Source organism: Stenotrophomonas sp. 2619 (assembly GCF_040548725.1).
GTDB lineage: Bacteria > Pseudomonadota > Gammaproteobacteria > Xanthomonadales > Xanthomonadaceae > Stenotrophomonas > Stenotrophomonas maltophilia_AP.
Genome location: NZ_JBEPSF010000020.1, coordinates 74486 through 100909, shown reverse-complemented (window position 1 = coordinate 100909; position 26424 = coordinate 74486). Strand labels below are relative to the sequence as shown.

Annotated in this window: 20 protein-coding genes and 1 pseudogene; 6 read left to right on the top strand and 15 right to left on the bottom strand. The window is 64.2% G+C overall.

The features are described 5' to 3' along the window. Positions 1-488 precede the first annotated feature (488 nt). The 5 genes from ABIA71_RS18170 to ABIA71_RS18150 all read right to left on the bottom strand — a co-directional run bounded on the left by ABIA71_RS18170 (position 489) and on the right by ABIA71_RS18150 (position 8839). Complete coding sequence (locus ABIA71_RS18170) at positions 489-3311, bottom strand: TonB-dependent receptor plug domain-containing protein (RefSeq protein WP_354287074.1); 2823 nt, start codon at positions 3309-3311, stop codon at positions 489-491. A gap of 890 nt (positions 3312-4201) precedes the next feature. Next, complete coding sequence (locus tag ABIA71_RS18165) at positions 4202-5512, bottom strand: ABC transporter permease (protein WP_128096778.1); 1311 nt, start codon at positions 5510-5512, stop codon at positions 4202-4204. Between the two features lie 10 nt (positions 5513-5522). Further along, positions 5523-6683, bottom strand: coding sequence for an ABC transporter permease (locus tag ABIA71_RS18160; RefSeq protein ID WP_128096779.1), 1161 nt, complete (start codon positions 6681-6683; stop codon positions 5523-5525). A gap of 14 nt (positions 6684-6697) precedes the next feature. Then, positions 6698-7387, bottom strand: a complete 690-nt coding sequence (locus ABIA71_RS18155; protein ID WP_354287071.1) for an ABC transporter ATP-binding protein — start codon at positions 7385-7387, stop codon at positions 6698-6700. A 216-nt stretch (positions 7388-7603) separates the two neighbouring features. Continuing rightward, positions 7604-8839 carry an efflux RND transporter periplasmic adaptor subunit gene (locus ABIA71_RS18150; protein WP_354287069.1) on the bottom strand — a complete coding sequence of 412 codons (1236 nt, stop codon included), beginning with the start codon at positions 8837-8839 and terminating at the stop codon, positions 7604-7606. A gap of 203 nt (positions 8840-9042) precedes the next feature. Here ABIA71_RS18150 and ABIA71_RS18145 point away from each other — a divergent pair, with 203 nt between their 5' ends. Genes ABIA71_RS18145 through ABIA71_RS18130 form a run of 4 tightly spaced genes read left to right on the top strand, consistent with a single transcriptional unit; the run spans position 9043 to position 12562 of the window. Continuing rightward, the gene (locus ABIA71_RS18145) at positions 9043-9942 is read left to right on the top strand and encodes an ABC transporter ATP-binding protein (RefSeq protein WP_128096781.1); all 900 of its coding nucleotides are present in this window, start codon (positions 9043-9045) and stop codon (positions 9940-9942) included. Continuing rightward, entirely contained in the window at positions 9939-10706 is a 768-nt protein-coding gene (locus ABIA71_RS18140; protein WP_354287066.1) for an ABC transporter permease, read from the top strand. The genes ABIA71_RS18145 and ABIA71_RS18140 overlap by 4 nt, the downstream gene beginning before the upstream one ends. Positions 10707-10724: 18 nt before the next feature. Continuing rightward, positions 10725-11963 carry a sensor histidine kinase gene (locus ABIA71_RS18135; protein WP_354287064.1) on the top strand — a complete coding sequence of 413 codons (1239 nt, stop codon included), beginning with the start codon at positions 10725-10727 and terminating at the stop codon, positions 11961-11963. Beyond that, positions 11960-12562, top strand: coding sequence for a response regulator transcription factor (locus ABIA71_RS18130; RefSeq protein WP_038691041.1), 603 nt, complete (start codon positions 11960-11962; stop codon positions 12560-12562). The genes ABIA71_RS18135 and ABIA71_RS18130 overlap by 4 nt, the downstream gene beginning before the upstream one ends. A 153-nt stretch (positions 12563-12715) precedes the next feature. Here the strand turns inward: ABIA71_RS18130 and ABIA71_RS18125 are convergent, their stop codons facing one another. Further along, positions 12716-13474, bottom strand: a complete 759-nt coding sequence (locus ABIA71_RS18125) for an amidohydrolase family protein (RefSeq protein WP_354287062.1) — start codon at positions 13472-13474, stop codon at positions 12716-12718. 1904 nt (positions 13475-15378) lie between these two features. Then, entirely contained in the window at positions 15379-18045 is a 2667-nt protein-coding gene (gene rdrA, locus ABIA71_RS18120) for an antiviral RADAR system adenosine triphosphatase RdrA (RefSeq protein WP_354287060.1), read from the bottom strand. 181 nt (positions 18046-18226) lie between these two features. Between rdrA and ABIA71_RS18115 the strand changes: the two are divergent. Together ABIA71_RS18115 and ABIA71_RS18110 are read left to right on the top strand one after the other, a co-directional pair. After that, a pseudogene (locus ABIA71_RS18115) lies at positions 18227-18334 on the top strand (LuxR C-terminal-related transcriptional regulator); the annotation flags it as partial. A 44-nt stretch (positions 18335-18378) separates the two neighbouring features. Next, the gene (locus ABIA71_RS18110; protein ID WP_354287058.1) at positions 18379-19344 is read left to right on the top strand and encodes a hypothetical protein; all 966 of its coding nucleotides are present in this window, start codon (positions 18379-18381) and stop codon (positions 19342-19344) included. 125 nt (positions 19345-19469) lie between these two features. On the opposite strand, the gene ABIA71_RS18105 is transcribed toward ABIA71_RS18110, so the two are convergent. The 8 genes from ABIA71_RS18105 to ABIA71_RS18070 all read right to left on the bottom strand — a co-directional run bounded on the left by ABIA71_RS18105 (position 19470) and on the right by ABIA71_RS18070 (position 26422). Continuing rightward, positions 19470-20036, bottom strand: coding sequence for a cytochrome b (locus tag ABIA71_RS18105; RefSeq protein ID WP_354287056.1), 567 nt, complete (start codon positions 20034-20036; stop codon positions 19470-19472). Beyond that, positions 20033-21145, bottom strand: a complete 1113-nt coding sequence (locus tag ABIA71_RS18100) for a catalase family peroxidase (protein ID WP_354287054.1) — start codon at positions 21143-21145, stop codon at positions 20033-20035. The genes ABIA71_RS18105 and ABIA71_RS18100 overlap by 4 nt, the downstream gene beginning before the upstream one ends. 301 nt (positions 21146-21446) lie before the next feature. After that, the gene (locus tag ABIA71_RS18095; RefSeq protein ID WP_354287052.1) at positions 21447-22814 is read right to left on the bottom strand and encodes a leucyl aminopeptidase family protein; all 1368 of its coding nucleotides are present in this window, start codon (positions 22812-22814) and stop codon (positions 21447-21449) included. A 23-nt stretch (positions 22815-22837) separates the two neighbouring features. Continuing rightward, on the bottom strand, positions 22838-23548 hold the full coding sequence (locus tag ABIA71_RS18090) for an HAD family hydrolase (RefSeq protein ID WP_354287051.1): 711 nt from the start codon (positions 23546-23548) through the stop codon (positions 22838-22840). Between the two features lie 68 nt (positions 23549-23616). Then, complete coding sequence (locus ABIA71_RS18085) at positions 23617-24093, bottom strand: hypothetical protein (protein WP_354287049.1); 477 nt, start codon at positions 24091-24093, stop codon at positions 23617-23619. Positions 24094-24177: 84 nt separating this feature from the next. After that, entirely contained in the window at positions 24178-25269 is a 1092-nt protein-coding gene (locus ABIA71_RS18080; RefSeq protein WP_354287047.1) for an AI-2E family transporter, read from the bottom strand. Between the two features lie 194 nt (positions 25270-25463). Next, positions 25464-25925: a protein sip-5 gene (locus tag ABIA71_RS18075; RefSeq protein ID WP_354287045.1), complete on the bottom strand. Its 462-nt coding sequence runs from the start codon at positions 25923-25925 to the stop codon at positions 25464-25466. Next, positions 25922-26422, bottom strand: a complete 501-nt coding sequence (locus ABIA71_RS18070; RefSeq protein ID WP_354287043.1) for a phage holin family protein — start codon at positions 26420-26422, stop codon at positions 25922-25924. Before ABIA71_RS18070 ends, ABIA71_RS18075 begins: the two co-directional genes overlap by 4 nt. Between the last annotated feature and the right edge of the window lie 2 nt (positions 26423-26424).

Genomic DNA, 26424 nt, shown 5'->3' with positions numbered 1-26424 from the left:
GGTGCACTGTGGGGGGGGGGGGGGGGGGGGGTGGGGTTTTTTTTTTACGTTTGAGGGGCCAAACCCCGGGGTGGGGGGGGGGGCGGGGGGGGGGGGGGGGGGGGGGGCTCGCGGGACACGCCGCAAGTACATCCCTGTAGGCTCCGCCACCGCATCCATGCGGTGGAGGGTCCCGCAATCCCACCCAGCCCCACCCCCGATAGTGGATCGGTAGCCATGGGCAAGCAAAGCAAGCGGCACAAGCAGGCCAGGCACAGGCAATTGATACGAGGTAGGGTCGGTTCCCAAACGATTGCCGGTAGGGTTGGTCGGCGCGGCGAACGCATGTTGCCCACCGAAGAAGGCCCTGGGCAAGCCAGTGCCACCGGCCCAGCCGATAAACACACGGGCTCACACTGCTTTCGCTCTTGGCTTCTCAATAAAAAAAGGCGGCGCCCGAGGGCGCCGCCTTACTTCCATTCAACGGCTTGGAGAGAGTAAGCCGTGGATCAGAAACGCTGCTGGTACTTCATGTACATGTAACGGCCGATGTCGAAGCCACCGTAGTAGGTGAAGCTGCTGTTCGGCTGGCTGTACATGATCGGACCCTGGTGGTCGAACACGTTGTTCATGCCCATCGAGATGGTGCCGTTCCACGGCAGGATGTAACGCATCTGGATGTCATGGAAGGTGTTCGAACCCACCTTGTTGATGCCCTGGTTGCCGGTGTACGGCGAGCTGAAGCCCGGGTTGCTGCACTCGGTCGCGAACGCGCAGTTTTCCTGCATGCCCGAGTAGTAACGTGCCGTCCAGCCCAGGCCCAGATTGCCGTACTGCCAATCCAGGTTCAGGTTCGAGCGCACGCGGAAGTTGCCTTCCCAGCCCGTGTACTGACGCACCGGCGTCGTATCGACGTTGTCGTTCTTGCGCTCCAGGTAATCCACATACGTGGTGTTCCAGGTGATCGCGAACTTGCCGATCGCCAGTTCCGGCAGGCGGTAACGCACCGAGATGTCATAGCCGGCCGTTTCCTGGTAGCCCGCGTTGAGCAGGGTGCGATCCAGGCTGCTCACCTGACCGATGGTCTTGCCCGACTTGCTGCGGGTGAAGCGGCTGCATGCCGCGTCCACGCCCTGCACGTAGCACTGGTTGAGCATGTCCGTGGCCGACTCACCGACGATCACGTCGTTGATGCGGATCTTCCACCAGTCCAGGCTCAGGTCCAGGCCCGACACGAACTCCGGGCTGTACACCAGGCCCACGGTCCAGGTCTTGGCGGTTTCCGGCTTCAGCTCGGCATTGGAGCCGGAGGTGAAGTCGGTGCCACCCTGCTGGCCCGGCACCGTGGCGGCATTGCCGTCGGCGGCGAGCTGGTGGAAGTTGGCCGGAACGCCCTTGGCCAGGCAGCGTGCCAGCACCTGCGGGTTGCTGGCGGCGGCGCCGAAGGTCATGTCGCACGGATCGGTGTACGAATCACGCGTGGTGACCGTGCCGCCGTACAGATCTTCCACCGTCGGTGCGCGGAAGCCGGTGCCGTAGGTGGCGCGCACCAGCAGGCTGTCGATCGGCTTCCACTTCAGGCCGAACTTGGTGTTGGTGGTCGAACCGAAGTTGCTGTAGTCCGAGTAACGGGCGGCCATGTCCAGCGACAGCTCGCGCGCGAAGGCCATGTCGGCCAGCACCGGCACCTGCAGTTCCAGGTAGGCTTCGTTGAGCGAGTAGTCGCCCCGGGTCGGCTGGCCGGAGGTACCGGCAATCTGGCCCTTCTGCACCATCATGTCCGGGTCGTAGCTGGCTTCTTCGCTGCGGTGCTCGAAGCCCATGGCACCCATGATGTCACCGGCCGACAGGCTGAACAGCGAGCCGGAGATGTTCGCGCTGGCCACCTTGGTGGTGCTCTGGATCTTGTCGGTGAAGCGGGTGAACAGGAAGTCCTGCACGTCCTGGTTGCCCAGTGCGCCCGGGCCGGTGTAACCCATCGGGGCCAGCGGGTTCCACGGCGTGCAGCCGGCGATCACGTTGCCGACGCTGCCGCAATGGGCCACGCCATTGGTATCCAGGAACGACGGACCGACCGACTGGTTGACGTTCGGCTGGTACATGCTGCCCGTGCCGATGCGCTCGCCTTCGTTGCGGTTGTACATGTAGCTCACGTTCCAGTCCCAGTACCGCGAACCGGTTTCGAAGCTGCCTTCCACGCCCACGCTGGCGCGCTTGGTGGTGAGGTTGTTTTCGGTGGCGCGCGGCAGTTCTTCGGTGCGGTGCGCGAACGCCACGTCACGGCCGAACGGGTTGAACGCGCTGTCCTTGGACAGCAGCGCACGCGAGCCGGTGCTCTGGTACGGGTAGCCAGCCAGCTGTTTGGTCGACTCACGCTCGGTGTACAGCGCGTCGGCCACCAGGCGCAGGTTGTCGTTGATCGAGAACCCACCGTTGGCGAACACCGACTTGCGCTGCAGGCCGGTGAGCAGGCTCATGTTGGTCTTGGTGTTGGCGTCGTTGGCCTTGTTGGCCGGCACGAAGTTGCCCAGCTGGGTCGGGTCGCCGCCCGGGCCCACGCTCAGGTTCTTGCCGTCCACGGTGGCATAGCCCCACGGGGTGACGCCGCTCAGGCCGTCGGTCGGATGGCGCGGACCGTTCGGGTAGGCGGTGAATTCACGCGCGCTGCCCAGCACGGCATCTTCGTCGGAGTACTCACCGCCAACGGTGACCCAGCCACGGTCGAAGGTCTTGCCGAAGGTGGCGCTGTAACCGGTCTTCTGGCCGTCGCCTTCGCTGTACTGGCCGACGTAGGCGTTCACTTCGGCGCCGTCGAAGTTCTTGCGGGTGATGATGTTGACCACGCCGGCGATGGCGTCCGAGCCGTACAGCGCCGAGGCACCGTCGGTCAGCACTTCCACGCGGTCCACGATCGAGGACGGGATCGAGGCGAGGTCGGAATAGCCGGCGGCGGACACGCCCATGCGGCGGCCGTCGATCAGCACCAGGCTGCGTTCCGGGCCCAGGTTGCGCAGGCTGACGTACATGCCGCCGAAATCGCGGCCCGACTCCAGCGAGTTGGCGCGGCTCATCGCCGGCGCACCGGCGGCGGTGACGTCCTGCAGGATGTCGGCGACGTTGACGTAGCCCTTCTTCTCGATCTCGGCGCGGTTCAGCGCGACGACCGGCTGGGCGCTCTCGACGCTGGCCTGGCGGATGCGCGAGCCGGTGATTTCAATGCGATCCAGATTGGTGGTGCCATCAGTGGCGGTCTGGGCGAAGGCAGGGGCACTGCAGCTGGCAACAAGCGCGATGGCAATCGCGTTGCGCAGCGGGTGGGTCTTCAAATACATCCGTGCGATATCTCTTTTCAGGAAAAACAAGCGCCCTTGCGGGCGACGTGGGGAACAACATCACGACGCGGGGGGCGGGAGTCTAATGACTTTTCAAAATTTTTACTTTCACTTGAAAGCATAAAAACAGCCAAAAATGAACGATGGCTGACAAATTCGCGGGTTGGCGAACTATCTTTTTGTAATGCATGCCGTCGCGTGGGCAGTGCATCGCAACGATGCAGGCAGAGGCACCGATAACGGCGATGCACCCAGCAACTTGAGTGCCTGCAGACGCGCACGACGACAAGCATTCAGCGTCCGCCACCCGGTAGAGCCACCCCCATGGGTGGCTACGCAAAAAAAGTTCTTCTCCCATCTGAGGGAAGCGTCTTGTTGCAATGGCCGTCGCAGAGTGAGCACGACGGGACGCGGGTCGCCGGATGTGCAGGCGCCGCGGCTGGCGTCTCCGATCGGGGAGGTCGCGAGCGTGAGGGCCCCGTAGCAGCCGGTAGGCCCCTGGTGCAAATGTCCCCCGGCCGCTGGGCGGCCTCCTCCTTTACTTTGCCCAGGAGCCTACCGGCTGCGACGGGGCTCGGCTTGCGGTAGGAAGCGGGCGCCGGGCTTTTGGTGCTGTCGGTGGGTCGGGCGCTGGGTCCCGATGCCCTTGGAGGCGAAGTAAAGGGGGAGGCGGCGGCCGCAGGCCGACGCCGGAGGACATTCGCCGGAAAGGGTATCGGGGCCCAGCGCCCGACACGCCGACGGCTGCGCCTGGAAAGCGCCAATGCACGTTTTTGCATGCCCCGCAGATGGGCGAAGAACCCAAAAAAAGAACCGCACCCTTGCGGATGCGGTTCGTGACCTGCTATCGCGTGTGCGCAAACGCGCGCGCGGGTGCCTCTATTGCGGTCTCAGGTTTCGCGCAGTGCGGTAGTGATCGGCAGGCGTGCGGCTCGCAGCGCCGGGAACAGACCACCGACCAGCCCGATGCCAAGTGCCCACTTCAACCCCGTCCACAACAACTGCGGCGACACCTGGAACTGGAACACCACTTGGCTGAAGTTGTTGCCCAGCGTGGACACGGTGTAGTTGTTGAACACCAGCCATGCCACCAGCCCGCCGAGCAGGCCGCCAAGCAGGGCCAGCAGCATGGTTTCCAGCATCACCGCCGTCACCACCGGCAGGCCACGGAACCCGATCGCGCGCATGGTGGCGATCTCACGCGCGCGCGTGGCCACGGCCGCATACATCGTGTTGAGTGCGCCGAACACCGCGCCGATGGCCATGATCGTGCCGATCACCGTGCCCAGGATGCTGATCAGTTTGCTCAACCCGCCGGACTGCTTGCTGTAGTACGCGCGGCTGGTTTCCACGTCCAGCTTCAGTCGCGGGTCGGCCTCCATCGCCGCCTTGAAGCGGGCGAACCCGGCCGTGCCGTCGGTACGCACATTGACCGACTGGTAGGCACTGCGGTTGTAGGTGGTGGACAGGGTCTGGGTGTCGGCCCACAGCTCGGACTCGTGCACGTCGTTGGAGGCGAACACGCCCACCACCGTCCAGTCCTGCTTGCCCAGCTGCAGCGTCTTGCCCACCTCCAGGCCCTCGAACTGCGCCTTGGCCCCCTTGCCCACCACGATCTCGCGCAGGCCGGGTTTGAAGCGGCGGCCTTCAATGATGCGGATCGTGTTGCGCACTTCCCAGGCCTTGTCGCCGACCCCGCGGAACTGCACGTTGGTGTCGCTGTGGTCGCTGCGCGAGAGCAGGCTGATCACCTGCGACAGCTCGGCCGACACCAGCGGCTTGCCATCGGTGCCACGCGCCACGCCGGGCAGGCTTTGGATCAGCGGCAGCTGGTCACGCATGATCACCGAGTTGGTCTCGGCCTGCGAACCACCGCGCAGCACGATGGCCACGTCGTCACTGCCGCTGCGGTTGAGCGTGGCCTTGAAGCCGTCGCCCATCGCCAGCATCGCCACCAGTACGCCGACCACGCCGGCAATGCCGACCACGATCACCGACGAGGCGCCCCAGCGCTGCGGCAGGCTGGCAATGCCGATGCGCGCGGCCGCCAGCGACAGCCGCCCGCTGCGGGTCAGCAGCAGCCAGGCCGCCAGGGCCACCGCGATGACCAGCACCGCCGGCCACGGCAGCACGATCCAGACCCCCAATGCCACCGCCAGCAGCAGCACGGTCAACACGTTCCACATCCAGTGCGTTTTCATGGGGGGCTCCTCAGCGTCCGGCCAGTGCGTCGACGATCTTCAACCGCTGCGCGCGCAATGCCGGCAGCAGGCCCACTACCACGCCGATCACCGCCATCAGGCCCAGCGCCATGGCCCAGGTCTGCACCGGTACGCCCGGCAGGCTGATCATGCCCTGGCTGTTGGCGCTGATCGCCGGCATCAGGATGGCGGCCAGACCCATGCCGATCAGCCCGCCCAGCACGATCAACAGCACCGACTCCACCATCACCAGCACCAGCACGGTGCCGTCCTTGAAGCCCAGTGTCTTGAGGATGGCCAGCTCCGGAATGCGTTCGCGCACCGCCTGGGCCATGGTGTTGCCGGTCAGCAGCACCAGGGTGAAGAACACCGCGGCCATGATGCCGGTGACGATCAGCCCGATGTCGGCGAACTGCTTGGCGAAGGCCTGCGAGAACGCCGCTTCGGTCTGCGACTTGGTTTCGCGGTCGGAATTGAGCGACAGCGCATCGATCGCCTGGGCCACGCGCGAGGCATGGGCCGGGTTGTCCAGTTGCACGGTGTAGAAGCTGACCTGGTTCTTGATGTAATCGTTGGACTCGTCGAAATAGCTCCAGTGCAGCAGCAGCTGGTTCTCCGCACCGGCGTTGTTGCGGTCCTTGGCCCGATAGATGCCCACCAGTTCCAGCGGCCAGTCATTGCTGCCCTTGCGCGGGAAGATGGTGGCCTGCATCGGAATCGTATCGCCCAGCTTCCAGCCGAAGCGCTTGGCCAGGGTCTCGCCCACGATGGCGCCGGTGCGGGTGTTCTTGAACGCCTCGGCCTGCGCCGGTGGCAGCTCGAACTCCGGGTACAGGTCCATGTAGTTGTCCGACACCGAGAAACTGGGGAAGAAGTTCTTCGGGTCCTGGTAGATGCCGCCGAACCACATCGCGTAGTTCACCTTGCGCACGCCCGGGGTGGCTTCGATGTCACGCAGCAGGCGCAATGGCAGGCTCTGGGTGATCGAAAGCTTGGAGGACACCACCAGCCGCTTGGCGCCTTCGATGGTTTCGCCCCCGGAGTTGAACGCCACGCGCACCGAATCGAGCATGCCAAACAGCAGGAACGCGGCCACCACCGACAGCAGGGTCAGCAGCGTGCGTGTCTTGCTGCGGAACAGCTGGGCCCAGACCAGCGAGAAATACTTCATCGCGGCATCCTCCGTCAGTGGGCCGCTGGCGCGCTGGCCAGTTCGCCCTTGTCCAGGTGCACGGTATGGGTGGCGTACTCGGCGGCCTTGGGGTCGTGGGTGACCATGATGATGGTCTTGCCGTGCTCGCGGTTGAGCTGCTGCAGCAGGCCCAGGATTTCCTCGGCCGACTGCCGGTCCAGGTCGCCGGTGGGTTCGTCGCAGATCAGGAAGGTGGGGTCGGAGACGATCGCCCGTGCGATCGCCACGCGCTGCTGCTGGCCGCCGGACAGTTCATTGGGGCGGTGGCTGCGGCGGTCGGCCAGGCCCACCAGGGTCAGCGCGATCTCGGCGTTGCGCTTGCGCTGCGCCGCGCCCAGATGGGTGAGCAGCAGCGGCAGTTCCACGTTCTTCTGCGCGGTCAGCATCGGCATCAGGTTGTAGAACTGGAACACGAAGCCGACGTGGTGGCTGCGCCAGGTGGACAGCTGGCCGCCACTCATGCGGTCGATGCGTTCGCCTTCGATCACGATCTCGCCGTCGCTGGGCGTGTCCAGCCCGCCGATCAGGTTGAGCAGGGTGGTCTTGCCCGAGCCGGACGGGCCCATCAACGCGACGAAATCGCCGCGCTGGATGTCCAGGTCGATGCCGTGCAGCACCTGCACCTTCTCGGGGCCACGCTGGTAGGTCTTGGTGATGTTGCGGAGCGAAACCAGGGTCGACATGGACGGTTCTCCGTGGATCAAGGCGAATCGAGGGCGGCGCGGCATGCGGCATGCGCCTGCCTGCGGCGGAATGAGGGCCGTGCCCGGGTGGGATGCGCAGTGGCAGACAGCGGCCCGCCTGCGCGCCTGCTCGGCACGGGTAGCGCACGTTCGAGGCCGCGCGCGGGGGCGCGCGGGTCACACACTGCGTCGCGCCGCCCAGCGGGGCGGCACGGCTTACTGCTTCGCTTCCACGACCTTGCCGCCGTCCTTCAGCTCCGCCGGCGGGTCCAGCACCACCACCTCGCCCGCGCTCAGCCCCTGGCTGACCTGGCGGTCGGTGTTGAGCGTGGCGCCGGCGGTGACCGTGCGCTGTTCCACGCGCTGGTCGTCCTTCACCACGAAGGCCACGGTTTTCTGGTCGCGCTCCACGAGGGCGGCCGCCGGCACGCGCACGCCCTTGGGTGCGGCCGCCTGCGCCGGCTGTGCGGCCTCCAGGAAGCTCACCCGCACGCCCATTTCCGGCACGATGCGCGGGTCTTTCACCTTCAGCGCCACGCGTACCTTGACCGTGGCCTTGCCGCGGTCGGCGGTGGGAATGATGGCGATCACCTCGGCCGGGATCTTCCAGTCCGGGTAGGCGTTGAGCGTGGCTTCGACCGGCATCTTCGGTTGCACGCGGCCAATGAACGACTCGCCCACCTCCACTTCGATCTCCAGCGACTCCATGTCCACGATGGTGCCGATACCGGTACGGGTGAAGCCACCGCCGGCCGACAACGGCGACACGATCTCGCCCGGCTGCGCAGCCTTGGCGGTGACAACCCCGGAGAACGGCGCGCGCACGGTGTTGTTGTCCACGCCCAGGTCGGCGATGGCCAGTGCGTCGTTGGCTACCTTGGTATTGCGCTCGGCGGTGCGCAGCTGCGCGCGCAGGCTGTCACGCTGGGAAATGGCCAGGTCGTACTGCGAGCGCGACACCAGCTGCTGGCCCACCAGTGTCTGCAGGCGGCCGGCTTCGGCGTTGGCCTGCGCCACCTGCGCCTGCAGCCCGGCCAGCTGGCTGCGCGCGGCCTCCAGCTGCGAGGCCGACAGGCTGCGCTGGGCGTTGGCATCGATCGGGTCGAGCGTGGCCATCACCTGGCCTTCTTCCACCCGCATGCCTTCTTCGATCATCACCTCGCGCACCTTGCCGGTGATCTTGGCCGACACCGTGGCCATGCGCCGCGCCACCACGTAGCCGCTGGCATCGAGCACCGAACCGCTGGCGCCGCCCTGCTGGATGGCCACCACCGGTGCGGTGGTCACCTCGATCGGCCGTTGCCGGCCGAACAGAAACCAGCCGATGCCAACGAGCAGCAGCACGGCGACGATGGCCAGCCCGATCCATAGCCCACGGCGGGGCGCGGACGGCGGCGGGGTCGCCTTGCGGTCGATGCGGAGTTCCTTGAGCAGTTCAGCGGATGCGTTCATCGTGAGTCTGGACGGGGAATCGGGCCGAGTGTGACCGCAACGGCGGCCGGGGACAAACCGGCACCAGGCCGGGAGGTGCACAGCATGCCCGCCGGCCGGGGGCCACGGCAGTGACAGCTGTCACCTGCTTGCGCTGACGGTGGCCACTGGGACCGCGCCCGCCGCGGCGCGACGCTGTGCCGAACCCGTCACGGAGTGTCCCGATGTCCGTTTCCTGTCCGACTGCCTTGGCCACGCTGCGCGACGCGCAGGTGCATTACGGTGCTGTCGCCGCGCTGCAGGGCGTGAGTTTTTCGCTGCAGCGCGGCGAAGTGCTGGCCCTGCTCGGCCGCAACGGCGCGGGCAAGAGCACCGCGATCTCGGTCCTGCTGGGCCTGCGCGCCCTTGATGCCGGTCATGCCGAGCTGCTGGGCGGCGACCCGCAACAGCGCGCCAGTCGGCGGGGTATCGGGGTGATGCTGCAGAGCACCGCACTGCCACCGGTGCTGCAGGTAGACGAACTGATCGCGCTGGCAAGCGCCTGCTACGACGACCCACGCCCGCTGGCCGAGTGCCTGGCACTGGCCGGGCTTACCGACCTCGCGCGGCGCCGTTACGGCCAACTGTCCGGTGGCCAGCAGCGCCGCGTGCAGTTCGCCATCGCGCTGTGCGGGCGGCCGCAGCTGCTGTTCCTGGACGAGCCCACCACCGGCCTGGACATCCAGGCCCGGCAGGCGCTGTGGCAGGCGATCCGGCAGCTGTCCAGCGAAGGTTGCGGCGTGCTGCTGACCACACACTACCTGGAAGAGGCCGAAGCGCTGGCCCAGCGCGTGGTGGTGATCGAGCAGGGCCGGGTACTGGCCGATGGCCCGCTGGCGCAGTTCCGCCAGCAGCTGGCCCCGCGCCGGATCCGCTGCCGCAGCGCGCTGGATGCCGACGTACTGAAAACCTGGCCGGGGGTGCGCGAGGTGCAGCGCGATGGGCTGCGCCTGCAGCTGCTGGCCGAACCGGCCGAGCCGGTGGTGGCGCGGCTGCTGGCCGAAGACCCGCAGCTGCAGGAACTGGAAGTGCATGGCGGCGGCCTGGCCGACGCCTTCGTCGAACTGACCCGGGAGGCCGCATGAACACCCTGACCACCGTACCGAACGTGCACCCACGCGCGTCCACCTGGCGGATCTACCGCGCCGAAGCGCTGTGCGAACTGCGCCGTGCCTGGCGCACGCCCGCCTTTGCATTGCCCTCGCTGCTGTTCCCGGTGCTGTTCTATGCGCTGTTCGGCATCCTGCTCGGGCGCGGCCACGCGCCGCAGTACCTGCTGGCCACCTACTGCGTGTTCGGCGCGATGGCCCCGGCGCTGTTCGGCTTCGGCGTGCAGCTGGCGCTGGACCGCGAAGGCGGCCTGCTCACGCTGAAGCGCGCGCTGCCGTTGCCGCCGATGGCGCCGTTGCTGGCGCGGCTGCTGATGGCGGTGCTGTTCGCGCTGCTGGTGGCGCTGGTGCTGCTGGGGGTGGCGGCCCTGGCCGGGGTGGGCCTGGCGCCCGGCATGGTGCTGCGACTGCTGGCCGTGGCCGCCTTCGCCGCGCTGCCGCTGGGCGCGATCGGGCTGTGGATCGGCAGCCATGTCAGTGCCAGTGCGGCCCCGGCGGTGGTCAACCTGGTGTACCTGCCGCTGGCCCTGCTGTCGGGGCTGTGGCTGCCGCTGTCGATCCTGCCGCCGGTGTTCTCCACGCTGGCCCCGCTGTGGCCCACCTGGCACCTGGCCCAGCTGGCGCTGCCGGCGGTGGGCATGCCGGCCCAAGGCAGCACATGGGTGCACATCGCGGTGCTGCTGGCGGTCACCGGCGTGGCGCTGGGGCTGGCGCGGCGACGCCTGCGCCGGGTTGGCTAAGCGGCGGATGAAACTGGCATGATCGCGCCTGACCGCCCCGCCCTGGAACCGCCCGTGTCTTCGCGCTGGATCGCCTCGCTGCTGCGCCCCGCGCCGGACTCCTCGGTGGCCGACAACCTGCGCCGTGGCAAGCCGGCCTGGGCCGACGCGGTCCACCTGTTGTGGACGGGCTGGGTGTTCTTCACCCCCATCTTCGGCACGGGCTACACGCTGGATTGGATGTGGCTGACCCTGCTCACCTACCCGGTGTTCCTGACCCTGTATGTGCGCCTGCTGCTGGCGCCCCGCCACCACGGGCCGCGCTATGCGCTGGCGATGGTGGCCATGGGCCTGGCACTGCTGCCGTGGTATCCCTCGGGCATCAGCTACTTCATCTTCGGCTGCGTGATGCTGCGGGTGTGCCGCAACGCCAGCATGCTGCGCTACATGCTGCGGTTGCTGGCGCTCAACGGCCTGTTCGTGGTGGTCGCGTTGTGGGTGGGCTACCCCTGGCAGCTGGTGGTGTGGATTCCCTCGATGGCGCTGATCATCGGCATCATCATCAACGTGGAACGGGCCAACAAGGACCGTGATGCGGCCCTGCAGCTGTCGCAGGAGGAAGTACGCCGGCTGGCTGCCACCGCCGAACGCGAACGCATCGGCCGTGACCTGCACGACCTGCTGGGGCATACGCTGTCGTTGATCACGCTGAAGCTGGAGCTTTCGCGCAAGCTGGCCGACCGCGACCCGCAGGGCTCGCGCCGCGAAGTAACCGAGGCCGAAACGATCGCGCGCCAGGCCCTGGCCGAAGTGCGCAGCGCGGTCACCGGTATCCGCGCCAGCGACCTGGCGGCCGAGCTGGCCTCGGCGCGCCTGTTGCTGGAGTGCCAGCACGTGCACCTGCATTACGCGCCGCCGCCGCCGATGCCGCCGGATGTGGAGCGCGGGTTGTCGCTGGTGCTGCGAGAGGCGGCCACCAACATCGCCCGGCATGCGCAGGCGCACCAAGCCTGGATACGCTTTGAACAGGAAGGGCGCAGCTTGCTGATGGAGATCCGCGATGATGGCCGCGGTGGCGTACAGGCCGACGGCAACGGGCTGGGTGGCATGCGCGAACGGGTGACGGCTTTGCGCGGCACGCTGGTGCTGCAGTCGGTGAAAGGCGAGGGCACCTGCGTGACGGCGCGCGTTCCGCTGCCCGCGGCCACCGCGGCGGTGACTGCGTTGCCGACCGACCTGCCAACGGCACCGTCGCTGCCTGCGGGCGGGCCGGCATGATCCGCATCGTATTGGCCGAAGACCAGGCCATGGTGCGCGGCGCGCTGTCGGCGCTGCTTGGCCTGGAGCCGGACATCGAGGTGCTCGGCAGCGCCGCCGATGGCGAGGCGGCCTGGCGCATGCTGCAGCAGCTGCAGCCGGACATCCTGGTGACCGACATTGAAATGCCCGGCCTGTCCGGGCTGGAGCTGGCCCAGCGCATTGCGCGCCAGCAGTTGCCGATCAAGGTGGTGATCGTGACCACCTTCGCGCGCTCGGGCTTCCTGCGCCGCGCGTTGGATGCCGGCGTGTGCGGGTACCTGCTCAAGGACGCGCCGGCCGAACGCCTGGCCGATGCCCTGCGCCAGGTGCAGCGCGGCGGCCGTGCGATCGACCCGCAGCTGGCGCTGGACGCCTGGTCGCAGGCCGACCCGCTCAACGACCGCGAACGCCAGGTGCTGCGCCTGTCGGGTGACGGAAGATCCGCCAGCGAGATCGCCACCCAGCTGGGCTTGTCGCACGGCACCGTGCGCAACTACCTGTCCGAGTGCATCGGCAAGCTGGGCGTGGCCAACCGCATCGAAGCGTATCGGTTGGCGCGGCAGAAGGGCTGGCTCTGAATCTAGCGCCAACGGTGTGTCCGGGTTTTATTTAGTAATTATAATGGTGGTCTCCAAACTAAGAAAAGCTGGATGCATCGCCGCAAGCCCTATACTCCCGGCGGAGGCGGTAGCAGCCGGGAGATTATCAAGCGGAGACCGACCTAAGGTGAATCAGTGCGCATCTGAAAAATGCGTTCGAGCGAGCTGGGAAATGCAATTCAGCCATTCGTCAGCCTCCAACTTCGTGTATCCACGTTCCAATGCAGCTTCATGCATTAGGTGATATTCCATTCTGATCGTAGTCGGAATTACCCCGGGATCATCTGTATTGATAGTTACATCAATCTTCCTCTTGCGAAGTCCGTAAAGATTGATGGGTCCTCCGGCTTTAAGGTCGGAGATTCTCACCGGATGCCATCGAAAAATTGGGTGCTCACTGTATGCTTGCAACTGCCCGATATATACATTAGAGCTGGGGTTTGCCTCAATTGACAATCCTAGTCTCGCGTATCTCTCGATGCAGACATCCTGGAGGGCATGCATAAACTCCAGGTCCAGCTGATTGTCATGGTCGTGGATCGGATCATTACTGCTATGGTTTATGCTCTGGGACTCAAGCAGAGTTTGTTGACGAGTTGCATGCCCATAGCGAGGTGTTGCAACGCATGCAATTCTCGGCTTTCTGTTGGGAGACAAGTTTGTGCGATTTTGATGTCTAGACCAACTTAAAAAAAGTCCTGCAGCAGATGTTTCGTCAGTAGCCGATAGTCCCCTCTCCAGTATGGCCAAGTCCGGTAGCGCAACTTTCACCTTGGTGCCGCCAGTGATGGAAGCAGACTTCACTGAAGTCGATAGTTCCGCACAATTCCTCCGCAGCTTCCATGCTTTATACAGCAGTAAAATATGAGAATCAGTAATGGTCTCCTTCATGAGACTGACGGGGAGCCACGAAACACTAGGGGCCAGCCTCGCAATCCTTGACTCTAAGCGACTCCGAACCTCCTTGGAGAAAGCAAAATGTTTGATCTTGTTTGACTCGGACCATGCCCACACTAGGTTATCGAAGTGCTCGTCAAGAGGAAGAAGCGCCTCCCCAAATTTGGATAGCCAATCCTTTGGCGGCACCCCTAAGGCCAACGCGTGGCCGATCCTATCCCCGCGCCGCATCCCGCAGAATCGGACAGTCTCATTAACGTGGCGAATGCCAGACAGCGGATGCGAATAGTCTTCCCCCGCATGAATGCTAAGGTGCAGCCTGCGCGTTGGCTTGGTCGGGTGGAGTAAGCCGACCACTGATTGAGATTCCTCATGCTCGACACGAAGCCATCTAACCATCGGGGCAAATACATCAATTCTCTGGCGGTTCTCATCGCCGGCGACATCAAGCCCACGAATCAGATCAGACGGAAGCGCCATCTGGCTTTTACCAGTAGCGCATGCCTCCGATAGTGGGGATAGATTCCAAGGCGTGATAGATTTCATGACCGAGTTAAAGCGTTCGGCTTTCAGCCATAGATCCCTGCGAGAGGCATCGGATGAGCGATTAAAGTGTGCACAAAAGTGCCAGTCCCTGATCCTGATGGCGTCACCTGAGTTACCTGAAGATATTTTTGCTCCTCGGTGTATTGCGGCTCGTGCAAAGTTAGTTGTGGCTACGTTATTCTCGAAAGTGTGTAGGGATGCCTTAATCTCCGCCTGGTCCCCTTGTATATTGAATAATCTCGATGCAATCGCCTGCTGTCTCAGTTGTCCTCGCGCTGAGTCCCGGTTGAAGTCGGACCTCAATGGCGCGTGAAAAGTGCTGGACGTAAATCTCCGAAGGCCGCTTCCATGTGAAATAAGTCTTCGACGAAGCGCCATTATCTCAGATACCATTAGCAAGACTACAGCGCGAACCTCCCTGGATGTGGTTTTGGCTCTGTAGGTGCTCCAGAGTAGTATGAATAGCCATTTCCAAGCGCTATCAGTATCGTGGCCAGCTGCAGCCCGGCTCATCATTTTCAAGAGCCATGCCAGACAAATTGGTGTGTTGCGCTCGTTATTTGGCGATGCAATGCCTGATTCTACGCAAATCCAGTCAATTACTGGATCTGGTTCTATGGGGGTTGCCGTGTTGACGCATGCCTGCAGTAGTGATTCTGAGGATGCGGTATCCGAATGGCTGTTCGACCAAATAATGACAAAGGCCCTCAGTAGCCTGTGTATTCTACGAAGCCGTACATCCTCCGAGGTTGGTCGGTCAGTCGACGGATGGAATATGAGCTGGGCGAGCACAGTCTCGGTTCCGGCGACGCCATTTAGGTGTACATGACCATCTGAAATCGCACAAGAGTCAAACCTGTTTCCGACTAGGAGATGGTTGTGAGCTTCGACTAACGTGAAGAGTTCATTTGGGCAATCCGAGTAGCAATCACTCAGTGAGCTCGTTATGTGCCAAGCGAGGAGCATTATGGGGTCTATCTCAGAAACTAGCTCAGCGTAACGATGCACGAGTTCTTCGCGGAAATGAAGAACGCCGTCCGTGGTGGTCATGACATAACTAACTGTGCTTTCCAGTGCGGGTATGGTTGGGCCATCTAGGAACGGTTCGTCGCAAAGAAGATTTGCCGCATGTTCAAGGTCATCAATGCGGAAGCGTCGCCCGGTCTGGTCGTCGATATCCGCTAATAGTGCTAGCTTGAGACTTTTCCTAAGCTTCCCTGGCGACAGGCGTAACTGATTCCCATTGTCGGTCTTGAGCTGGCAATCTGATAAATGATGCAGTAGAACGGCGCTCGCTCTTTCGCCTCCGAACAGTGCGCCAATTGCCCGCTGCTGCATCTGTTTTACTAACACTATCGCGCACCCATGGCTGCTTCTGTAGTTGAATAGTGTTGGATCGCCCTGCGTAGGACGTTCAGCTGGCCCAGTGTTGGATACCTATTTTCAATTTTCTTTAGAATACTTTCGCCAAACCGACGAGGGGTGAATCCTCTTGGTGCATTTCTAAGTAGCGCGTTCTTTACCATTGCAACGGTAATTCGCTTCACGTTTTCCGACAAGCCTAGCGCATTAATAAGGGCAGCCCTCCCATCAGCTGTACTTCGCAGATCAAGAGGCATCAAGGCCGCCTCGCTTGAATGCGAGAAGAGATTCTGTAGAGCACTCCCCAAGGGGTGCGAGCTGAGGGTGGACGTGTAAGAGATAAATCTTTCAGGATCCACAGAGCCCGGCACTTCAGTAGCGTCCAATAGCGGTTTTATATTCTGTGTGTACAGGTTTGTCTTGTAAAAGTCTCCCTTTCTGTTGACAATATTAACGTTGGATACTTCAATGCTGAGGCCAAATAGGGGGCCCTTCTCAAAACTTGCCAATGCCGCCCAAAAGGAGTTGAATGTAGAAAGCCCTGAGGCCACCACATCCACAAGCGCTTCGGACTTTGGCTGCTCATTTATGCCAAGTTGTCGTGTAAAGAATGGGGTCTGATTGAGTGTCTTATTCAGTGCGCAGTATATCAGCCACGGAGAAGCTGCTAGTTTATTGGCATTGGAGCTGGATCGCCATGAATTTATTTTGGTGCATAGAAAGTTAACTGCTCCTTCCATGTCTGAGTCGGAATGGGCACCGCCACGTTGGCCGCGAATAAATGATGTTTCATCATCCACATCCTGTTCTGCTGTATCGATTTCGTGTATTGGTATCTTAAGCTCCTTAGTCGCCGCTACCTTAGGTGCGCTATGGAAGGGGGGCGCCCTTAGGATCCTATCGATGTCATCAGCCGTAACGTCGCGTACCAAACTTGTGACAATTAGCTCGAGTATCCTTCCGCTACTGATTAATGTGGATCGTTTGCTGGAGCTGTAGAAGTTGTGGTGTGTTATTAGATTGACGAGAAGGTGCGCAATCGCTGCGTCTTGAGCGTCAATGTTGCTGCTCGTTTCAATCTCCCAATTTAACGGTACCACTGCTCGGCCAGCCTCTGGAGTTGCAAAAGGCAGAATGGATTCATAGGGAATCGACTCCAGCCATGAATCCGGCAGACGACCTTCCAGTTCCATACTCCAGTTCAGGGGGGATCTGGTTTCTATATATCTAAGCTCTTGGCATTCAATTTGATTTTGAGGCTGGAAGAGCGGAGTATCAAGAACAGATGCTTTTTCATTGGATTGCCAATCGCGCAACGCGAGCAGCACCAAACAAACTGCGCCTGCAGAAGGTTCAAAAGTAAAGTGATCCAATAGCGCAGCAGTCCATCTTGATAATGATAGCTGTTCGCCCTTATTGCTGGATGCTGGTTCAGCTTGCCTAGGGTGTTTCGGCGAAGAACGCCGTTTCCCCTGTAGGGATATTCGGCGCATCAGTTCCGTCTGTGGCGTTGACTGCGATTCTCCGAAGAAAGCCTCTTCCAGTGATGGAATTTCATGTTTGACTCTAGACAAGATTTGGGAAAGTGCGCGGACGGTGGTGATTGGTATTTTGAGCCGGCTATTTTCTTGGCCGTTCACTGGTCCTGCGAGAACTGCGATGAGCCAAGAGTCCATTTCTGGCAAAGAAAGTCTACCTAATCCAGCGCGGTGATTTTCCGGTCCGAGAATTATGTTGTGGTTAGATAGTAATTCACCCACATCAGACATTCGAAGCCGTCGGTGAAGAGGGAGGATCTTCCTTAAGTACTCGTGCGCAAGTTCCACCGCTATTGGCTTTGCCTGTTCAGACTGGTGGGAAGTATCAATAGTGAGACGGCGGAATGCATCTCGCCAAGTGACCTCTCTGTACAGTGAGAGGTCGCCACAAACGATGGGAAGAACCGCTGGGCTTGCCAAGTATCTTCGAACGACTTCTAGATTCTCAAACGCTCGATGAAGGGTCGTATCCACGTCATCAATTGGAAGAACAAGAAGCTTTTTTCCCACCAAATGCGCTGCTTTTGTGAAGAATTCGTGCACCGCGCTGACTAGTTCTTGTGTGCCAATGAATGCGCGTAGTCGATCAAGACCCACTCCTTCACCCTGAGTCTCTTTCCCGGCAAGCGCACTGCCGAGCGCCTGCAGACTATTATGCAGCGCCTGCCATCCATCCGGCTGTGAATCCCTTCCTTCTAAGATTTTTCTATCGCTCAGTACCGCAGCAACAACAACATTCAGGAACAGATCGTCTCCGTCTTCTAACTGCGAGGGATCGATTGGTTCGAGTACGTGGACGAAATCTGAGACGCTTGGGTATAGTCGTCGAACTTCATCAGAATTGATGTACTGACGGAGGTTCACGATGACAGTTGTCTTCCCGGTTCCACGATTTCCATCCAGGAATATGGTTGTGTGACCTCTTTCTCGCTGGAAGTTGGTCTGCTGAGTGTCAGGTGAATTGAGCTCACCCACTTGCAATGAGTCGCTGATCATTTTTGTCAGCTTCTCATAGACGGTTCTCGGCAATAGTTGGTTGACGCTCAAGTGCCCAGATCTCTCTCCTTGGTCAAGTGGGAGATAGATGTGGTCATGAATTCGACTTTGCTGTTCGGCCACGCAGCATTCCTGTATTGGTTTATCGTAGGTTTCAGCATTATTCCCTACTTCTTTCTCACCTTCGAGTACAAGGTTGCCCCGTACACTCTTGAATGGTCTTGAGGCCGGGGCATGGACTGTGGTGATCGATAGGGCTCGCTGTCCTTAGATGAACTCTAGAACTCACAAAGTTGATCGAAGCCTGTCGCACGGCACCGTGCGCAACTACCTGTCCGAGTGCATCGGCAAGCTGGGCGTGGCCAACCGCGTCGAAGCCTATCGGCTGGCGCGGCAGAAGGGCTGGCTGTAGGCGAGCGCGTATCCTGTGCGCTCCATGGACCGGAAGCGCACCCGATGAAACACCACTTCGCCGATCTCATCGACCGTACCGGTGGGGTGTGGACCATCACGCCGAACGCGCAGCGCTGGTCCTGCCATTACGACGACATGGCCGATGCGCCCGACGACGCCACCCGGCTCACGCTGACCCGCCACGACCGCAACTGGGTGCGCGTGTTGGCGCTGTCGCAGCTGCGCGAACTGACCCTGCATGAGCCCGACCAGGCCCAGCTGGCGGCGTTGGCCCAGCTGCCGCAGCTGACCGCGTTGCGGATCAGCCATGCGCGGCCGAAGACGCTGGCGATGCTGGAGGGCATGCACGACCTGCGCGAGCTGGTGCTGGAGTATGTCTCGGCATTCTCCGATCTTTCGCCCGTGGGCCGCCTGCCGGCGTTGCAGGCGCTGCATTTGGAGAACCTGCGCCGGGTCCATGATTTCTCCGGCCTGGCCGGCGCCACTGCGCTGCGCGACCTGACCCTTCTCGGCACCCTGGACTGGAACCAGCCGGTGGACGACTTCGATTTTCTGGCCGGCCTGCCCGCGCTGGAGCGGTTGCACGCCTCGTGGTTCCGCGCGCCAAAGGTGTCGCCGGTGATGGGCGCGCTGCGGGCGTTGCCGCGTCTGGCCACGTTGGAAGTGGGCATGGCCAGCCTGCCGCTTGAAGAGTTCGCCTGGGTCGAGGCGAACCTGCCGCACGTGGAAGGTGCGGTGCGACCGGCCACCGTTCCGACCCAGGGCCAGGACCATGAAATCGGCGCCCGCGATCCGCGCGCGAGCATGCCTCTGGCCGAGTTTTACCAGCACATCGAGGTGTACGTGGGGCACCAGGGGAAGCGCTTCAGAAGCACCGGGTTCGAGGCCATGCTGCTGGGCAAGGGCGAGCGCAACGCCACCGGCACGCCCGAGGCGGTGCTGGCCAAATGCATCCGGCACCGCGAGCGCTACCGCGCCCTCGTCGACGCCCACCGCGCCGCCCGGTAGGCACCCACCGTGGATGGGTGCAACGCAATCGCACCGGTAGTGCTGGCCGCTGGCCGGCGCCTCGCAACGCTGACCGGAGGGCCATCTACCGACCAACGGTCGGTAGCTACCTGGCAGGCGTCCGTTTACCGAGGATCGACATCAGCCGGTCGCGTACGCCCCGGTCCCTTCGCCATCGCCTGAAACACCCCATCCCGGCGCACCCACAGGTGGAACAGCGCGGCCGACAGATGCACCACCACCGTGGCGAACAGCGCATAGGCCAACAGGCTGTGCGCATTGCGCAGCGCGGCGTACAGCGACGGATCATGCGGCACGATCGCCGGCAGGTTGAAGCCGGACCACATCACGATCGGATAGCCACCGGCCGATAGCATCGACCAGCCCACCAGCGGCATCGCCAGCATCAGCCCGTACAGCACCCAGTGCGAGGCATGCGCGGCAGCGGCCTGCCAGGCCGGCAGGTCGGTCGGCAACGGCGGCGGCCGGTGGCGCAGGCGGTTGTACAGGCGCACCAATACCAGCAGCAGGATCGCGATGCCCAGTGGTCGGTGCAGGTCGACCAGCATCGGCCGCCACTGCAGCGCGGCCACCATGCCCACGCCCACGAACAGCATGGTCAGGATCATCGCCGCCATCAGCCAGTGCAGCACCCGCGCGGTAAGGTTGAAGTGGCCGTTCTCGCGGTTCATTTCGCACCTTCCTTGCCGGTGGCAGCGGCACCCTTGCCGCTGGCGATTTCGCGCTCGCGGCGGTTGAACGAGTGGGAATACACCGCCGAGCGGGCCGCCAGGATCGGGTCGCCGGAGCCGGCGATGCCGCTGGGCAGAATCAGCGGGTCGTAGTTGAGGTCGCGGCACGCGCCCTCAGCCTGGGGCTGCATCGACACCAGGCTCAGCGTGCCCACCTTGACCTGGCGGCGTTGCGCCGGCCACACCTGCGACGGGTCATCGATCGGGTCGCCAGCTTCGGCAAGCGTCACCCACATGTCCCAGCGCACCGGGCCCTGGGCCAGCCGTTGCGCGAACTCGTCGGCCAGGTAATCCAGCCCGGCCTGCGCGCGCTGGTCGGCGGTCATCTCCACGAACGGGGCCTGCGGGCGCATGCTCCAGCGCACGAAGTGCCGGCTGCCGTCGGCGGCGGTGAAGCGGAAGCTGTTGACCCCGTTGTAGTCGGTGTTGGCCCAGCTGTTGGACCAGGGCGCGGTCTTGGCCCATTCCCCGAAGGCGCGCGCGCTGGGGTATTTGGCCTGCACCGCGGCCATCTTCGCCGGGTCCGGCTTGCCGGTGGCCGGGTCGGGGATACCGGCACGGGTCTGTTCCAGGAAGGCCTCGGTGGTGGGCACGGCGAAGAACGGGAAGCTGTTCATCGCGGTGCGCCATTCCTGGCCGTCATCGCTCACCAACTGCAGCGCCATGCTGCGCACACGCGCGTTGGCGTCGGCACCGTGCGGGTCGCCGCCGCCGATCGACAGGCGGCCCAGCACTGGCACCTGCGCCTGGCGGAACACGCGGGCCGAACTCAACGCGGCCCCGTCCGGCGTGCCCTGGAAACTGCCACTCACGCACACGCCCTTGCTGTGCGCGCGGCGGAACCCGGGGTGGGGCGGGCCGGTGGCCTCGATGCTGTCGGTGAAGGCCTGCGCAGTGGCGCGGTCGCGACCGATCCAGCCGGCCAGCCAGGCAAACGCCAGTACCAGCAGGCCGGCAATCAGCGCGATCAGCGCGATCCACAGCAGCGGCGACGGGGGACGCGGGGCGCCCGGCTCCTGGCCGGCGCGGGTGTAACCAAAGAGCGACATGTCCGGAATCCTGCCTTCACGATGCGTGTGGGTGGGCGACAGGCGCATGGTGTCAGAAGGCGGCGTGCGCCGATATTCACATTTTCGACAAGTATTGAAAACGCAGGTCCCGGCCTTGAAAACACAGATCCCCGCCGAAGCGGGGATCTGTCGGTTCCAACCGGTGGCGCGCGGCGTAGTGCCGGGTTCTACCCGGCAGCCCGCGCAGCGGGGCAGAGCCCCGCTTTACGATGGTCGGCAGCCAGGTAGTGCCGGGTTCTACCCGGCAGGTAGGGCAGCGGGGCAGAGCCCCGCTCTACGGTCAGGCGTAGCGCGCTTTCAGCATCGCCCACGCCGAGCGCAGCGCCAGCGCCTCGCCACCGGCCGGGCGGCCCGGGCGTTCGCCGTCGTTCCAGGCGTACACGTCCAGGTGCGCCCAGACCTGGCCTTCGGCGATGAAGCGCTCCAGGTACAGCGCGGCGGTGACCGAGCCGGCCATGCGCGAGCCGGCATTGGCCAGGTCGGCAATGCCGCTGTGCAGGTAACGCAGGTACGGACGCCACAGCGGCATGCGCCAGACCGGGTCGCGGGTCCGCTCGCCGGCCTGCAGCCACTGCTGGGCCAGGGTGTCATCGTTGCTGAACAGTGCCGGCAGGTCCGGGCCCAGGGCGATGCGTGCCGCGCCGGTGAGGGTGGCGAAGTCGAGCACGATCTGCGGCTGTTGTTCGCTGGCGTAGGTGAGGGCGTCGCACAGCACCAGGCGACCTTCGGCGTCGGTATTGTCGATCTCGATGCTCAGGCCCTTGCGGGTGGCGATCACTTCGCCCGGCCGGAATGCATCCGGGCCGATCGCGTTTTCCACCGCCGCAATCAGCAGCGTCAGCTGCACCGGCAGCTGCTGGGCCATGATCAGCCCGGCCAGTGCCAGCGCATGCGCCGCGCCGCCCATGTCCTTTTTCATGTTGCGCATGCCGTCGGCCGGCTTGATGTCCAGGCCACCGGTATCGAAGCACACGCCCTTGCCCACCAGCGCCACATGCGGCTGGCCAGCGTTGCCCCAGCGCAGCGCGATCAGGCGCGGTGCACGGTGCGAGGCGCGGCCAACGGCGTGGATGGCCGGGAAATTCTGCGCCAGCAGTGCATCACCGGTGATCACTTCCACCTGCGCACCATGTGCATCGGCCAGCGCACGCGCGGCGTCTTCCAGCTGCTGCGGGCCCATGTCTTCGGTGGGGGTGTTGACCCAGTCGCGCACGCGCAGGCTGGCGGTCACCACATCGCGCACTTCGGCCGACGGCGTGGCCAGCAGCTGCGCCGGCGCGCGGTTGGGCTTGCGGTACCGCGCGAAGCGATAGCTGCCCAGGCCCCAGCCGAGGTGCAGCAGGGTTTCGACATCCGCCGGCAGCGCATCGGCCACCTTCCACACGGTGCCTTCGGGCAGCGCGAACGGCGCATGTGCGTACGCATAGGCATCGCCGGGATCACCCACGCCCACGATCGCACCGGCCAGGCCATGCTCGCCGGGCAGCAGCACCACGCTGCCACCGCTGCCGTTGAAATGCTGCGCATCGATCCAGGCAACCAGCGCCTCGCTCTGCTGCGCGCGCCAGGCGGCAAACTGGGTGCGCTCCATCACGTGCAGCGGAAGGGCCTTGGCGGCGTCGGTGGTGAAACCGTTGATCTGGGTCATGCGGGAAAAGGCTCCGTTCGTGGTCAGGCGTGCTGCGCCGATGCATTCGCATCGAGCCAGTCGGCCAGCCCGGTCAGGGTGTCGAACTGCAGGTCAGGCTGCAGCGAAGGGTGGTTCCAGACATGCGCTTCGCGGTTGATCCAGCAACCGCGCAGGCCCGCCTGCATGGCGCCCACCACATCCATCTCGGCGTGGTCGCCCACGTGCAGCACGTGGGTGGGGGCAACGCCAAGGCGTTCGCAGGCGGCGTGGAAAATGCTGGCCGCCGGCTTGGCCGCGCCGTGTTCGCGCGAGCCCAGCTGGAAGCTGAAATGGTGGGCCAGGCCGATCCGCTGCAGGTCGGCGTTGCCGTTGCTGAGCGCGGCCACCGGCACCTTCGCGGCAATCCGGGCCAGCGCGTCCAGTGCGTCCGGGTAGAACTCCACCTGGTTGCGCGCGGCGTAGAACGCCTCGTAGGCCGGCTCGAGCAGGGCCAGGTCGGCGCCGCTTTTTTCCAGCGCTTCGTGCAGGGTCAACCGGCGCAGCGCGCTCAGGTCGTGGTGCAGCTGCGGGTTGTCGTGGAAGGAGCGCTCGCGCAGTTCCCGCATGGCCGCCACGGGATACATCGCGGCGGTGGCGGGGCTGTGCTGCAGCATCCAGTCAAACAACACCTGGTCAATGCGCGCGCCGATGGGGGCGAACGGCCACAGGGTGTCGTCGAGGTCGAGGGTGATGGCTTGGACGGGGAAATTCACCCCGCCATTCTACGCCTGCGCGCGCGGGCTTTCATGGCGCGCGCAGGCAAGGCGCCGGTGAAGGCCCCTCAGCGCAGGTCGTAGGAACAGCTGATGGATGCCTGGCCATCCTGCTGCCGCACGTTCAGGTCATGGCGACCCATCTGCAGGAGGTAGTCGCCGGCTACGTTGTCCCGCATCTTCGCCAGCGCGGCGATCTGCTCGGTACTGGCCGTGCTGAAGTACGCGGTGTAGCTGTCGCTGCCGTCCTCGCCGTTGGCACCGTCGTACAGGTACAGGCGGTTCACCGGCTGGCCCAGCACCAGCAGCGGCGTGGTCAACGCATACTCACCGTCGGACAGGGCGCCATACACCTGCAGCTCGGTGGGCTTGAGCACCTTGGCCAGGGCGGCGAACTGCGCAGGCGTCAGGTGACGCTTGCAGGTGACCGCCTCGACCAGCTGACGGCCGGCTACGTCGGCGCTGGGCGGGGGAGCGGCCAACGCCGGGGCGGCGAGGGTGACAAGGCCGACGAGGGCGAGGCAACGGGGAGCGAGGGAAGACATCAGCACCGGGTCCATCCGAAAAAAGGGCCGGTATTCTGCCAGCCTCGGCAGTGTGCGGCCAGCCAAGTCCCCGGCATCACAGGCTCATTCGAGCAACCGCGCCCAGCCGTGCATGCCGTCCAGCCGTGCCAGCACCAGCTTGACGCAGACCAGCAGCGGCACCGCCAGCAGCAGCCCGATCATGCCCCACAGCCAGCCGAACACCAGCAGCGACAGGATCAGGATCAACGGCGAGATCGCCATGCGCCGGCCCAGCACGATCGGCGTGACCACCTGGCCTTCAATGGTGTGCAGGGCCAGGTAGCAGGCCGCCGGCAGCAAGGCCTTGAGCGGATCGCTGAACTCCACAAAGCCCATCAACAGCATCAGCGCCACGCCGATCAGCGGCCCCACGTAGGGCGCAAAGTTCAGCAGGGCCGCCACCGTGCCCCATAGCAGCGCTTCCTGCAGGCTGATCCCGAGCAGCAGCAACACGCCGGAAAACACCAGCCCCACCAGGGTGTTGATCACGGTGATGGTGAGGACGTAACGCGAGACCTCGCGTTCGATCGAGCGCAGGATGTCGGTGGTGAAGCGTTGCTGCTGGCGGCTGGGGAACAGCGCGATGGCATGCTTCTGCAGGTTCTGCCCGTAGATCATGAAGAACAGCGTCAACAGCACCACCGCCAGTATCGAGGCGGCCAGTCGCGGCGCGCGGGTCAACACCTTGTAGGGGTCGTCCAGCTGGGTGCGCACGATCTGCACGCGTCGGCTGCTTTCGCCCCCGGCGACGCGGGCGAAGTTCTCGGCGGCCTGGTTGGCCTGCTGCACCGGCTTGGTCAGGTCCTGCACCTGGCGGGCCACTTTGCGCAGCTGCTGCGGGGCTTCCTGCGCCCACTCCATGGCCGGCCCCACCAGCTGCACGCCCAGCGCGGCGGCACCACTCAGGCCCACGCCCAGCACCAGCACCGCGCCCAGGAAGCGGGGAATCCAGAGCTTGCCCAGCAGCCGCAGGATGGGGTTGCAGACCAGTGCCAGGAACATCGCCAGCAGCACCGGCAGGATCACCTCCTGCGCGGCCCAGAGCGTGAACCCCACGGCCAGCGTGGCCAGCACCACCAGCGACATCGGCGCGCGCGGGCGGGGCGGTGGGGGCGCGGTGACGGTGTCATCGAGGGAAACGGCAGGAACGCTCATGCGGGCGCCGGGCAGGAAAGGTGCGCCATTATTGGGCAAGCCAGGTGCGGGCGGCGTGTTGGTGGCGGGGTCAAAACGCATCCGCGCCGGCGCGGGATACACCACGGCCAGCCGTCTGCGCGGCACGCAATAAAAAACCCCGCCGCGGTGGGCGGCAGGGCTTCAGATGCATTACCCCGGCGGATCGGCCGGACTCAGCGTTCGGAAAGATCCGTCGCCGCTTCGGCCGGCTGCGGTTGGCGCTGGTCGTCGGCGTCGACACGCGGTGCTGCAGCGGCCGCGGCGCGTGGCGCGGGCGGCTGGCGCGGCACGCCGTCCACCGCATCGTCCACCCTGTCGGCGGCCTGCTCGGCGGTATCGGCCGCTTCACTGGCCTGCATCGACGCAAACGCGGCCTGGGTACTGGCCAACAGGTTGGACACCGAGCCGATCATCTGCAGCCAGCGTGCCCCTTGGACCTTCGCCCCGAGCCCGGTGGGCTCCAGCTTGCCGGCCAGGAAACCGCCGGCCAGGCCCACGGTGATGATGCGCAACGGCGTCCACCCGGCCCGCCATGCGTCGCTGAGGGTGAACCAGCTGCTGCGGGTTTTCTCCACCCGCACCGCCACCACCAGTTCGGCACGCTGCACGCGTTGCCGCAAGGCTTCAAAATTCATCGCTTGGCCCCCGTCGTATCGACGTCGGCATCGGGATCTTCTTCACTGGGTTCGTCATACAGCCCCAGCCGCGACAACTGGCGACGGGTGGCATGCATGCCGGTATGGCGGAAGAAGAACGACACCCGCCACATGGCATAGCCGGTCACGATCAGGCTGAGGATGGAGGTGATCAGCAGCGAGTGGAACCAGGTCATGCCCCAGCGCACCATCAGCGCGATCAGCGTGCCGGCCAGCAACAGCCAGGCCGACGCACCGAACACGATTGCTACGCCACTCCACGCCAGCGCTCGCCCGAAGGCACTGCGCGCCAGCGCGAAATCGGCCGAGGCCAACCGGCGCAGTGACCGCAGCGTGTGCTTGGCCGACTCCACGGTGTCACGACCGGCGGCACCCACCTGGCGGATGCTTTCATCCAGGTGGGGCGCCTTCTCAGCGCCGTCCGGTGGCGGGGTGTCCGCGCCACCGGTGGCGGTCGACTGGGCTTGATCGCTCACGC

Excerpts from the sequence above, each read along its gene's own strand:
- ABIA71_RS18145 (WP_128096781.1), top strand. The coding sequence starts at position 9,043 with ATGTCCGTTTCCTGTCCGACTGCCTTGGCCACGCTGCGCGACGCGCAG.
- ABIA71_RS18100 (WP_354287054.1), bottom strand. The coding sequence starts at position 21,145 with ATGTCGCTCTTTGGTTACACCCGCGCCGGCCAGGAGCCGGGCGCCCCG.
- ABIA71_RS18105 (WP_354287056.1), bottom strand. The coding sequence starts at position 20,036 with ATGAACCGCGAGAACGGCCACTTCAACCTTACCGCGCGGGTGCTGCAC.
- ABIA71_RS18150 (WP_354287069.1), bottom strand. The coding sequence starts at position 8,839 with ATGAACGCATCCGCTGAACTGCTCAAGGAACTCCGCATCGACCGCAAG.
- ABIA71_RS18160 (WP_128096779.1), bottom strand. The coding sequence starts at position 6,683 with ATGAAGTATTTCTCGCTGGTCTGGGCCCAGCTGTTCCGCAGCAAGACA.
- ABIA71_RS18130 (WP_038691041.1), top strand. The coding sequence starts at position 11,960 with ATGATCCGCATCGTATTGGCCGAAGACCAGGCCATGGTGCGCGGCGCG.
- ABIA71_RS18140 (WP_354287066.1), top strand. The coding sequence starts at position 9,939 with ATGAACACCCTGACCACCGTACCGAACGTGCACCCACGCGCGTCCACC.
- ABIA71_RS18155 (WP_354287071.1), bottom strand. The coding sequence starts at position 7,387 with ATGTCGACCCTGGTTTCGCTCCGCAACATCACCAAGACCTACCAGCGT.
- ABIA71_RS18165 (WP_128096778.1), bottom strand. The coding sequence starts at position 5,512 with ATGAAAACGCACTGGATGTGGAACGTGTTGACCGTGCTGCTGCTGGCG.
- ABIA71_RS18125 (WP_354287062.1), bottom strand. The coding sequence starts at position 13,474 with ATGAAGGAGACCATTACTGATTCTCATATTTTACTGCTGTATAAAGCA.
- ABIA71_RS18095 (WP_354287052.1), bottom strand. The coding sequence starts at position 22,814 with ATGACCCAGATCAACGGTTTCACCACCGACGCCGCCAAGGCCCTTCCG.
- ABIA71_RS18075 (WP_354287045.1), bottom strand. The coding sequence starts at position 25,925 with ATGAATTTTGAAGCCTTGCGGCAACGCGTGCAGCGTGCCGAACTGGTG.
- ABIA71_RS18085 (WP_354287049.1), bottom strand. The coding sequence starts at position 24,093 with ATGTCTTCCCTCGCTCCCCGTTGCCTCGCCCTCGTCGGCCTTGTCACC.
- ABIA71_RS18080 (WP_354287047.1), bottom strand. The coding sequence starts at position 25,269 with ATGAGCGTTCCTGCCGTTTCCCTCGATGACACCGTCACCGCGCCCCCA.
- ABIA71_RS18110 (WP_354287058.1), top strand. The coding sequence starts at position 18,379 with ATGAAACACCACTTCGCCGATCTCATCGACCGTACCGGTGGGGTGTGG.
- ABIA71_RS18170 (WP_354287074.1), bottom strand. The coding sequence starts at position 3,311 with ATGTATTTGAAGACCCACCCGCTGCGCAACGCGATTGCCATCGCGCTT.
- ABIA71_RS18135 (WP_354287064.1), top strand. The coding sequence starts at position 10,725 with ATGATCGCGCCTGACCGCCCCGCCCTGGAACCGCCCGTGTCTTCGCGC.